Below are 11,927 nucleotides of genomic sequence, written 5' to 3' on the forward strand. Positions count from 1 at the left end.
ACTTTTGTATAGTAGAAACAATTCTTTATTTAGATAAGCGGCGAGTATTGATGAATTCTGAAACAGCCATAGTAATCAAAAGAAATCCGAAAAGTTGGAAAAGAACCATCAAGCTGCTGAATGGATTGAATAAAAGTAAGATCCCTGCCAGCGCCATCACGCCAGTATAAATTAATTGTCCCGTTACTGGGAAACCATTTCTTCTAGCAGTCCAATTTTGCCAAAAGCGACTAATCGCAAAAATGAAGATAATGAAACCTAAAAACATTGGTAAAATACTGATAATCATTTTGGAGAAAATCAGTACTACGAAAGCCAATACGATTCGAACGGCTCCGCCTGTTGTCTCGACACCGACATTTCCAGTATATTTTTTTACTTTTAAACCACGAATTAACTGAGTAACGCCAAAAATCAATAAATATAAAAAGATGATGTACACGACGGCTTTAAAAATACTTCGAGGCTGAAGTAAGATTGCAAAGCCGAAAATTAAGTAACAGATACTTCTTAGGTAGCCATACTATTTGATAGATTCAAAAAAATTAGACATAAATATCACTCCTTATAATTGATTTTAACTGATTCCAGGCATTTTTGCGAATATAGAATGGTTTTCGATTGTAAACCGGTCCATACTTATGTATAATGCGAGTAACATTGATCCAAAAGTTAAACAAACAAATGAATGTTGGTACTGGAGGGCTTATTTATGAATGAAGAAGAAATTGAATTAGGAAGAAATTATCGGTGTCATCCAATCGGTTTTGAAGAATGCGTCGAAGGCGAAGTCGTTTCTAAAATGACAAATTGCGCAGTCGTTCGTATCAATCAATGTGAATCAATCGATCAAGAACAAAGAGATGACAAATCTAACATGGTTGTGGTAAAATATTCTAGTTTCGTTCCAAGTTAGAAGGGGTTTCTTTTGAATATATTCACCTATTTGTTAGGGATTTTTACAATTGTTTTGTATGTCTTTTTATTATTAGCACGCAGAGATATTGTAGTTCCAATCTTCAAACGACGTAAATTTTCGCCATTTTATCTTTTTTTTGCCTGCTTGATTCTTTTTGTAGGCTTTAGCGGTGAAACCGACTTAAATAGTCGTGTTCAATCGATTTTGGCTGCGTTAGTCATGCTGAGCTTTTTATTGGATAAAAGAGGATTTACCGAGAATAGTTTAGTTTTATTCAGTTTAGATAATCGTGGAGTTCCATTAAGTGAAATCGAACGTGTTGTTTTGTTTCAAGAGGAGAGCGGTTTGATCAAATTAAATTATTTTCGCAAAAATCGTCGGGGGCCCATTTTGACCTTTGATTATTCATTTACTGAATTTGTTGTTTTTCTTTCGACACACCTCAATGAAGGCAGTACGTTAGAAATTTTAACTAAAGACGATCAAGACAAAAATGGTCAGTGAAGTAAGATGGCAGAGATGCCATCTTTTTTTTGTGGAAAATAAAAAATGTTGGAACAAAAGTAAAGTCACTTTTGTTCCAACATTTTAATGATTAATGGAATACACGGAAGCGTTCGTCATCAGCTAAGAATTCTTTTTCGTTCGCTGCGCCTTCTTTAGAACCGAAGACCAATTGTGAACGTAATTGCCAGTTAGCTGGAATATCCCATTCTTTAGCTACTGCATCATCAATAACGGGATTGTAATGTTGTAAGTTCGCGCCAAGACCAGCTTCGTTAAGAGCAGTCCAAGTGTTTGCTGTCGCAATTCCGTTTGATTGTTCTGCCCAATCTGGGAAATTATCAGCATATAAAGCGAATTGTTCTTGTAGATTTTTCACTGTATCTGTTTCTTTAAAGAATAAAGCAGTTCCATAAGCGCCTCTAAAACCAGCAATTTTAGCTTGAGTATTAGGGAAAGCTTCTGCTGGAGTCAAAGGTTTTAATGCTTCTTCAACAATATTCCATAATTTTTCATGTGCAGCACCGAAAAGAATAACTGCACGTGGAGATTGTGCGTTGAAAGCTGTAGGACTATGTTTAACAGCGTCTTTAACTAACGTTGTGATTTCTTCTTCAGATAAGTTGATGTCGCGTCCTAAAGCATAAAATGAGCGACGTTCTTTTAATGATCCTAAAAATTGAGACATAATAAGTTCCACCTTTTCTTGTTTTCTTCTTGTTTACAAAAACTACTTTAACATCTTACTAAAAGTAAGGAAAGTAATATGCTCAAACAAATAGATTTTTTTCAAAAGATATTGAATAACTTTCATGAAAACGCTGATATTATGCTAAACTAGCAGTAGAAAATATGGAGGGCTATTAGTGAACATGAAAGAAATAGGAAAAACGTTCCTTTATTTAGTAGTATTAGCAGCAATTTTAATTGGCTTGCGCCAATTTGTTTTTACTCCAGTAGTAGTAAAAGGTGATTCGATGGATCCTACATTGATTGACGGTGAGCGCGTAATTGCGTTGAAAAATACTGAAATCCAGCGCTTTGATATCGTGACTTTTCCAGCACCAGATGATGTAGGAAAAAATTATATCAAACGAGTCATCGGTCTTCCAGGTGATACGGTTGAGTACAAAAAGGATGTCTTATACATTAATGGAAAAAAATATGCCGAACCTTATTTAGATGAATATAAAAGTAAGTTGACTGATGGGCAGCCTTTAACGGATGATTTTGATTTAAACGAATTATACGGTTCTGAAAAAGTTCCTGCGGGTGAACTGTTCGTTATGGGAGACAATCGTAGAATTTCAAAAGATAGTCGTATCATTGGTACGATCAAAGAAAAGGATATTATGGCTGATGTAAAATTTGTTTTTTGGCCGATAAAACGATTCGGAACGATAGACTAGCATGTTGCTAGTCTATTTTTATTTTGTACCAATCAGCGATATTGAATTTAGCTTAAATTGAACATCACCTATCGTGCTTCCTGTCGGACAGACTGTTATAATAAATAAGTAACACAATTCAAAGAAATGAGGGGAAACGATGCCGTTACAATTTCTGTTAGGTGCTGGACAAAACGATGCGATAGAACGGATGGTCCAAACTGCGCAAGCTTGGTTGGCGAAGAATTCAGCGAATCGCGTGTTTTTCTTAGTCCCCAATTACAATAAATTCGAACAGGAAATCAGTCTTCTATCAGCAATGAAAAAAAGTCGTGGTTTTGAAGAATTCAGTACGATTCAAACGCAAGTTTTCAGTTTTCAGCGTTTAGCTTGGTATTTTTTGCAAAGAGATGGTCACGTACCTGGAAATATTTTATCTGAAGCTGGAAATGCCATGATTTTGCGAAAAATTTTGCATGAACAACGAGAAGAGCTGACGATTTTCCGCGGTGAAGTCAATAAAACAGGATTTATCCAACAATTGGTTGGCTTTTATCAAGAAATGCAAATCGGTAATGTGTCTGTTTCAGATTTGGTTGAAAATGGAACAGAACAGGATCAAATCTTAAAGTTAAAAGATCTGCAAAAAGTTTTTGCGGCGTATGAAGAAGCTTTGATTACCTATCAAGTCGCAAACGAAGATCCGTTATTATTGCTCCAAAATTATTTGGTGACACAAGATCTTTCTAATTGTTTGTTTATCGTAAGCGGGTTTACACGTTTTAATGCCCGTGAACTTAGTGTCTTAAATGCTTTGATGACTTGCGGAGAGCTGTATGTTTCCTTAGAGCTAGATCGGCCGTATCCAAATGAAGAACCCAATCCATTGAATTTATTTGCTGATCCTGGAAAAACATACTATCAGTTAAAACGGAGTGCGGATGTACAGCAGATTCCTGTGAGAACGGATCAATATTCACATGAACGAAAAACAGTCTTTAATCAAATCGGAGATTTTTGGGCAAACCAAAAGCGGTTGAATATGGCTGGTAACACTCAGATCCAAATGACAAAATATGCCACTCTTGCTGAAGAGATTCGTAAGACAGGCGATGAGATTCGACGACTTGTCAGTGTTGAAGGATATCGTTATAAAGATATTCAAATTTTGATGCGCAATCCTCAAATCTACAACAGTATTTTGCCAGACTTATTTCAAAAATTAGAAATTCCATTTTATCTCGATGAGACCCAAGAGATGGCAGCCCATCCGCTGATTGAGTTTTTACAAGCCTTATTTTTAGTTGATACGTATAACTATCGGATTAACGATTTATTTCGGATGCTGCGGACAGAGTTGTTTGCGCCTTTCGATTGGAATTCAACTACCTGGTTTATGGAACAACAAGCCTATCGCGAAAAAATCGATCAAACAGAAAATGTTTGTTTAGCCTATAATTTCCGAGGCAATGCTTGGACTAAAAAGGCTGATTGGGAATTTGTTGATTACGATTTTGAGGTCGATGTATTCAACGATGCCAAACAATTAGAAACAATAACCAACGAAGTGCGTCGCTCAGTACAACAAATCGTTCCAGTCTTTTTTAAACACATCAAACAGGCCGAGACAGGCTTAGAAGCAGCCACGATCTTTTATCGCTTTTTAGAACAAAGCGGTGTCAAACGCCAATTACTTTTTTGGCGTGATCAAGAAGTTGCACGAGGCTCACTGGACAAAGCTCGTAATCATGAGCAAACGTGGCAGGCTTTATTAGATTTATTAGATGAATACGTCTTAATCTATGGTGAAGATTCTTTCGATTGGTCAGCTTTTCAAGAAATCTTTTTAGCAGGTTTAATGAATCTGACTTACGGGAAAATCCCAACAGCGATCGATCAAGTCCGAGTGAATGATTTGGAGTTAGCACGGGTAGATCAAATGAAAATAACTTTTGCTGTTGGATTGAATAATAACGATTTTCCTGCGCGTTTTGATGACAAAGGATTATTATCAGCAGAAGAGCGTTCGTCCTTCAATCAACAATTACCAGAAGGAAAGTTCCTGCCTGAAAGTAATAGTTCCAAGGTCAATCGAGAACCGTTTTTAGCCTATTCTGTTTTTCTATCAGCAACCGAAAAACTGTATTTAAGCTTGGCTACAAATGTTGATGGTGAAAAAAAATTAGAAGTCTCGACTTTTTTACGTCAATTAAGTAATGGATTGAATCTTCCAATCAATGAAAGTCCTGCGCTTAAATTAGACAGTGATCCGAATGAACACTTAGGAACGATGCGCACATTATTATCTGATTTGATCACGCTAAATCGTTTAGCACAAGATGAAAACCGGGCCTTTTTACCAGTCTGGCGCGAGCTACAGAAATTTATCCAGAACAGTTCATGGGCACCGATGGCTCAGCGTGTATTCAAAAGTTTACAAGATCTCAATGTACCAAGAGAATTGTTGCCTGAAACAGCGGAGCGATTATACGGTAAAAATCTCTATGTTTCTGTTTCACGTATCGAAAATTTTTATAATTGCCAATATAAATATTTTGCTAACTTTGGTTTAGGATTAAAAGAACGGACGGTTTATGGATTGACTCCGGCGGCTGCGGGCGATTTTTATCATGAGGCATTGGATCACTTCTTCCGCATGTTGAATGAACAGGGATTACGTTTGGCAGAATTGAATGAAGCCCAACGCAACGAATTAGCTGACCAAGTATTAAAAGCTATTTTTGGTGAATTGAAATTTGCAATTCTTTCAAGTTCTGCTCGGATGAATTATATTCGTTATCAATTGTCGCAAACAATTCAAAAGGTGAGTTGGGGGCTGGTTCAGCAAGGTATGCGAACCAAACTTGAACCGCAACAAACCGAAATCATTTTTGGTTCGATCGGTGGACAAAAGGGAATCCCAGGAATTAATTTGCCATTGCGTAACGGCGGTGAAGTAGCGATCCGCGGGAAAATCGATCGTTTGGATCAGTTACAAGGGAATGAAAATGATTGGTTGAGTGTGATCGATTATAAGTCAAGTCCTCACAGTTTCAACGTGGCAGATGCGTACTATGGAATTGCTTTGCAGTTGATCACATATTTAGATGTAGCAGTGACAGATTTTAGTCAAGCAAGTGGAAAAGAAATCAAACCGGCCGGTGCATATTATCTCCACGTCCATAACCCAGTATTGAAAGAACCTAAAAATATTGAAAAAGAAATGTTGAAAGCTTATCAATACGATGGACTGTTTGCCAAAGAACCTGAGCTTTACGATCAGCTAGATCAAAGTCTACAGGAAAAAGAAAGTTCATTACTATTCCCAATCAAAAAGGATAGCAAAGGACAAACAGTGATGGTGCCACAGTCGAAAGATAAATTCTATGATTTATCAGAAATCGATTTATTGCGCAAATACAATCGGGAAAAAATCCAGCAAGCAGGCGATCAAATCGTTTCTGGTGAAATCAAATTAAATCCCACGTATAAAGACAATCAGCGCATTGCTTGTCAGCAATGCCCATTTCGCAGTGTCTGCAAATTTGATGCGATGTTGAAGGAAAATAATTACCATCGCCTAGAAAAATTATCAAAAGAAGAAGTTTTAAAAAGAATGGAGGACGAACTACATGACAACTAACTATCCCATTCCTCCTAAAGCACCCAACGAAATGTATACAGATTCTCAATGGCAAGCGATTTATGATCAAGGAACTAATTTGTTAGTTTCTGCTTCAGCAGGATCAGGTAAAACAGCGGTCTTAGTCAAACGGGTGATCGAAAAAATCAAACGGCAACAATTATCGGTGGATCAATTATTAGTCGTTACTTTTACGGAAGCTGCCGCAAGTGAGATGAAAGAACGAATCCAATCAGCGTTACAAGAAGCGATCAACTTAGAAACAGATCAAGAATTGAAAAATCATTTTACTCATCAATTAACGTTGTTGCCGACAGCGACTATCTCGACGTTGCATTCATTTTGTTCAAAAGTTATCCAACGTTTCTTCTATTTGATCGATTTGGATCCGAGTTACCGGATGTTGACAGACGATACAGAGACGATTTTATTAAAAGAAGATGTTTGGGATGAATTACGAGAAACTTTCTATGAAGAAAATCAGGAAATTTTTTATCGTTTGACTGAAAATTTCTCAAATGACCGCAGTGATAGTGGACTAGAGGATCTAGTTTTAGCAATGTACGATTTTGCACGAGCAAATCCACAGCCTTTTACTTGGTTGGATAGTTTAGTTGATAATTATCGGATTGAAGAGCTAGCAGATTCAACTTTGTATAAAGATTTGATCCGGCCACAAGTATTGACCGCATTAGGCGAGATCCATCAAACGTATCAATGGATGGAGTCGGCCAGTCAAGGAAGTGATGAGCTACAAAAAATTACCGATTTAGCTAAAAATGAAGCAGCAATTACTTTACAAATTCAACAAGCGATGACAGAAGACCGTTTAGACGACGCCTTCAAAATTTTTGAACAGTTGAAATTCTCAACATATCCATCACCACGAAAAAAAGAGGTGAAGGAACTTTACGGAGACGTGATCGCTGAATGTAAAAATTATCGAGATCAAGCGAAAAAAAACTTACAAGAAATCCAAGCAATGTATTTTTCAGTTTCGCCTAATGAACAAGTAGAACGGCTGCAAGAAGCGCTGCCGATCGTTGAAGAATTAGTCCGAGTTGAAAAAAGTTTTATCGCTTCTTATTCCGATAAAAAAGAGAAAAAGGGATGCTGGATTTCAATGATTTGGAGCATTTCACGTTGCAAATCTTACAGACGCAAATCGAAGGCGATCGCCCAGCAGAAACCTATTATCGTCAACGCTTTACAGAGGTCTTAGTAGATGAGTATCAAGATATCAATCAGCTGCAAGAAACGATTTTACAAGAACTAAGCTCAGAAAAACCGGGAAACCTCTTTATGGTAGGGGATGTGAAACAGTCGATTTATGGCTTCCGTTTAGCAGATCCGACGTTATTCATCCAAAAATACCACGATTTTGCAGAGGAAGAGGGTGGCCGAAGAATTATTTTGGCCGAAAATTTCCGCTCGCGTAAAGAAGTATTGGATTTTACTAATTTAATTTTTACACAATTAATGGATCAAGCAGTAGGGCAAATAGAATACGACCAACAAGCGGAACTAATCAATGGATTTACTGCTTTTCCACCAAAAGAAACGTTTGAACCGGAATTATTGGTTTATCAGAAAAAAGGTGAAGTCCCAGAATGGATCGAAGACAAGGCGATGGGGGAGGTCTTTATGACTGCCACTAAGATTCGTCAGCTGATCGATCAAGGTTTTGAGATTTATGATAAAAAAATAAAAGCTATGCGTCCGGTTCGATATGAAGATATCGTATTGTTAACACCGACTAGAAGTAATAATTTAACCATTTTAGAAGTATTCAAACAGTTAGGGATTCCGTTAGCTATCAGCGATACGCAAAATTATTTTCAGTCGACAGAACTGCGGATCATGATTTCATTATTACAAATCATTGATAATCCGTACCAAGATATTCCATTAGCTGCAGTCTTACGCTCACCGATCGTTGGATTACAAGAAGAAGCGCTGGCTCAGATTCGTTTAGCTTTGCCGCAAAAAGAGTATTATCAAGCAGTCCAACTTTATAGTGAAGTCAATACAGATGAGATCGCTAAAAAATTGACTCAGTTTTTAGAACAATTGAACCAATGGCGCGAGTATGCGCGTCGTGAATCTTTATCTGATTTATTAGTTAAAATTTATAACGAGACAGCCTATTTAGATTATGTGTTAGGGATGCCGGCAGGTCAGCAACGACATGCCAATCTTTTGGCTTTGATCGAACGAGCGAAAGATTATGAACGCAGCAGTTTCCGGGGACTGTATCAATTCATTCGATTTATTGAAAAGATGCAGGAAAAAGAAAAAGACTTGGGTGAACCGCCGACAGAAGAGTTGGTCGATGCTGTTCGGGTGATGACGATCCACGGCAGTAAAGGTTTAGAATTTCCGATTGTCTTTTTGATGGATATGAGTAAAAGTTTTAATCTGCAAGACACACGAAAAAATTATGTATTCGACGAACGCTTAGGGCTGGGAGTGAAATTGCTCACACCGGATGATCGAATCAGAAAAGAGACCTTGCTCTTCCAAACGGTCAAGCAAAAAAACTTGAATAAATTATTATCTGAAGAAATGCGCAAGCTGTATGTCGCTCTAACTCGAGCAGAACAAAAAATTTATTTAGTTGGCTCTTATGACGATCAGGAAGCAGCTTTGAAAACTTGGAGCAAAGGTGCTCTCAATGAACAAACCGTTTTAGATGCTGGGTTACGGAGCGGACAAAAAGATAGTTATTTTGATTGGGTAGGGATGACGCTCTTCAGACATCCTAAAATGGAACAATATCAAACAGAATATTCGATCAATCAGCCAGCTCGAATAAAAAATCATCCGGCTACATTTTCAATCGATTTTGTTGAGCCGCAAAAAATTGCTGAAGCGGTCCAAAGCTATCTGCCAGAAATAAAGACATTGGAAATACCACAAGGTGTAATCGATATCCAACCGCTAAAAAAACGGCTGCTATTCAATTATCCTTACCCAGAAGCGACCAAGACGACCAGTTATCAATCAGTTTCAGAGTTGAAACGTCTTTATGATGATCCAGATAATCGCGAAACGTTAGAATTAAATGAATCCACTCAAAGGCAAAATCACTATCGTTTTACGGAAACAGAATTGAGTGAGCCGAGATTTTTGAGTACTAAAAAGGAACTTTCGCCGGCAGAAATCGGAACGGCAACGCATTTAGTCATGCAGTTACTTTCGCTAAAAGTAAGGCCGCAGAAAAAAATGATTGAAGAGCTGATTGCTGACTTAGTTGAACGAAAGGCATTAACGTTAGAGATAGCTGAAAAAATATCCATTGATAGTATTCTCGCTTTTTTTGATTCCGAAATCGGGAATTACGTTATTAAAAATGCAGATTTTTTATATCGAGAAGAACCATTTGCGATGTTGATGCCAGCCAATCAGCTGTTTAAAGATTATCAAAATCAAGATGAAATCTTGATACATGGGATCATTGACGGTTATCTAGAGTTTGAAGACCATATTGTATTATATGATTTAAAAACAGATTATTATACTGAAAAACGTGAACCTCAATTGCTTGCACGTTATCGTGGACAGTTGCATCTCTATAAGGATGCATTAGAAAAAGCCAAAAACAAGCCGGTTACAAATGCATATTTAATATTTTTACAAGGGAATAAAGCGATAGATTTATTAAAATCTCTTTAGTGATAGGCAGTTTATACTTATAAAAGGTAAGTGCTGTGCTATACTCTCTCTATCGAGGTGAGAATGATGGAACAAATAGAGACAATTAACTTTTCACTCTGTCCAAAATTTGAAAAAGGTTTCCAAATTTTAGGCAAAAAATGGAACGGTTTGATCATTGATGTATTATTAGAAGATGGACCAAAACGATTTGTCGATATTGCTGCAATGATTCCAGAAGTAAGTGATCGTGTGTTGACCGAACGGCTAAAAGAATTAGAAGCTGAAGGAATCGTTACTCGTGTAGTTGCTTGCGGAAGTCAAAAACGGATGGATTATTGCTTGACAAGTAAAGGTGAGGCACTGGAAAATGTGATGAAGGAAATTCATCAATGGGGCGACACTTGGATTACTGCTGAAGAATGTAGTTGATAATTTTATTGATTTCTTGTAGTATTGGGATAGTCAATTAAATAGTTTAAAAAGCGTTGATAGAAAAGAGTAATCTTTTTTGATCTTAAAGGGAATGTCTGTCATTGACTGGAAGCAGACTGAGAAAGAAAAAGATGAAGTTCACTTCTGGAGCTTGTCGCAAGACCGGTAAAGCCGTTAAATCATAAGTAAGAGCGCCAAGTAATTGGCGAATTAGGATGGTATCGCGAGACCTCGTTCCTTTATGGGACGAGGTCTTTTTGTGATTTATAATTGATGAATCAATCGGAGAAATAAGTGGATAATTACCACTTTAGCATTAAAGAAAGGAAGAAAATAATGAGTTTACAAGAACAATTAGAAGAACTTAAAAGTCAGACGTTAGCAAAAATCGAAGCAGCGGATGTTCTTTCTGCAATTGAATCGATTCGTGTAGAAACACTAGGAAAAAAAGGCCCCATCACTGAAGTATTGCGAGGCATGCGAGATCTTTCTGCAGAAGAACGACCTAAAGTAGGTGCCTTTGCTAACGAAATCCGTGATTTATTAGCTCAAGCTGTTGAAGAACGGAAAGCAGAATTAACCGAATTAGCATTAGAAAAACAATTAGCATCAGAATCTTTAGATGTTACGCTACCAGGTAAAAAGGTTGCTCATGGTACGCGTCATGTCTTGACTCAAATCATGGAAGAAATCGAAGATACTTTTGTAGGAATGGGTTATCAAGTCATTGAAGGAACTGAAATTGAATCCGATCATTACAATTTCGAACGAATGAACTTACCTAAAGATCATCCGGCTCGGGATATGCAAGATACATTTTATATTTCTGATGAAGTATTATTACGTACTCATACATCACCAGTTCAAGCACGGACAATGGAAAAACATGATTTTTCAAAAGGTGCGTTACGCATGATCTCACCCGGAAAAGTTTTCCGTCGCGATACAGATGATGCAACACATAGCCATCAATTCCATCAAATCGAAGGTTTAGTGGTCGATAAAGGGATCACGATGGGCGATTTAAAAGGAACGCTAGAAGTTTTATTGAAAGAATTGTTTGGTGCTGACCGCAGCATCCGTTTACGCCCAAGTTACTTCCCATTTACTGAACCATCAGTGGAAGTGGACGTCAGCTGCTTTAAATGTGGTGGTAAAGGATGTAACGTCTGCAAACATACTGGCTGGATCGAAATTCTTGGCGCTGGTATGGTTCACCCAGATGTTTTAGAAATGTCAGGCATCGATTCAAAAGAATATTCAGGTTTTGCTTTTGGATTGGGACCAGATCGAATCGCGATGTTGCGATATGGCGTTAATGATATTCGAAATTTCTATTTAAACGATGTTCGTTTCTTGGAACAATTCAAGGGGGAGTAAAAAG

General features: G+C 37.5%; 8 protein-coding genes, 1 pseudogene and 1 other annotated feature. Of the genes and pseudogenes, 7 read left to right on the forward strand and 2 right to left on the reverse strand.

Going from position 1 to position 11,927, the window contains the following annotated elements; all coding sequences use genetic code 11:
- Window positions 1-25: 25 nt before the first annotated feature.
- On the reverse strand, window positions 26-505 hold the full coding sequence (locus ACQKTA_RS02565) for an HdeD family acid-resistance protein (protein ID WP_427814499.1): 480 nt from the start codon (window positions 503-505) through the stop codon (window positions 26-28).
- 207 nt (window positions 506-712) lie between these two features.
- On the opposite strand from ACQKTA_RS02565, the gene ACQKTA_RS02570 reads away from it, so the two are divergent.
- Together ACQKTA_RS02570 and ACQKTA_RS02575 are read left to right on the forward strand one after the other, a co-directional pair.
- Window positions 713-916 carry a hypothetical protein gene (locus ACQKTA_RS02570; RefSeq protein ID WP_332580517.1) on the forward strand — a complete coding sequence of 68 codons (204 nt, stop codon included), beginning with the start codon at window positions 713-715 and terminating at the stop codon, window positions 914-916.
- Window positions 917-928: 12 nt separating this feature from the next.
- Window positions 929-1,423 carry a hypothetical protein gene (locus ACQKTA_RS02575; protein WP_427814077.1) on the forward strand — a complete coding sequence of 165 codons (495 nt, stop codon included), beginning with the start codon at window positions 929-931 and terminating at the stop codon, window positions 1,421-1,423.
- 91 nt (window positions 1,424-1,514) lie between these two features.
- Here ACQKTA_RS02575 and ACQKTA_RS02580 read toward each other — a convergent pair whose 3' ends face one another.
- Complete coding sequence (locus ACQKTA_RS02580) at window positions 1,515-2,111, reverse strand: nitroreductase family protein (protein WP_427814078.1); 597 nt, start codon at window positions 2,109-2,111, stop codon at window positions 1,515-1,517.
- Window positions 2,112-2,289: 178 nt separating this feature from the next.
- Here ACQKTA_RS02580 and lepB point away from each other — a divergent pair, with 178 nt between their 5' ends.
- From lepB to pheS, 5 genes and pseudogenes are all read left to right on the forward strand, one after another.
- Complete coding sequence (gene lepB, locus ACQKTA_RS02585) at window positions 2,290-2,832, forward strand: signal peptidase I (protein WP_427814079.1); 543 nt, start codon at window positions 2,290-2,292, stop codon at window positions 2,830-2,832.
- Between the two features lie 139 nt (window positions 2,833-2,971).
- Window positions 2,972-6,454 carry a PD-(D/E)XK nuclease family protein gene (locus ACQKTA_RS02590; RefSeq protein WP_427814080.1) on the forward strand — a complete coding sequence of 1,161 codons (3,483 nt, stop codon included), beginning with the start codon at window positions 2,972-2,974 and terminating at the stop codon, window positions 6,452-6,454.
- Window positions 6,444-10,129, forward strand: a pseudogene (addA, locus tag ACQKTA_RS02595) (helicase-exonuclease AddAB subunit AddA). Before ACQKTA_RS02590 ends, addA begins: the two are co-directional and overlap by 11 nt.
- 66 nt (window positions 10,130-10,195) lie before the next feature.
- A complete protein-coding gene (locus ACQKTA_RS02600; protein WP_071856986.1) occupies window positions 10,196-10,540 on the forward strand; it encodes a winged helix-turn-helix transcriptional regulator in 345 nt (114 codons plus the stop codon).
- 47 nt (window positions 10,541-10,587) lie between these two features.
- Window positions 10,588-10,785: a binding site (T-box leader), on the forward strand.
- Window positions 10,786-10,879: 94 nt separating this feature from the next.
- On the forward strand, window positions 10,880-11,923 hold the full coding sequence (pheS, locus tag ACQKTA_RS02605) for a phenylalanine--tRNA ligase subunit alpha (RefSeq protein ID WP_332580511.1): 1,044 nt from the start codon (window positions 10,880-10,882) through the stop codon (window positions 11,921-11,923).
- Window positions 11,924-11,927 lie beyond the last annotated feature (4 nt).

The organism is Enterococcus sp. 22-H-5-01, from assembly GCF_050310005.1.
GTDB lineage: Bacteria > Bacillota > Bacilli > Lactobacillales > Enterococcaceae > Enterococcus_A > Enterococcus_A hailinensis.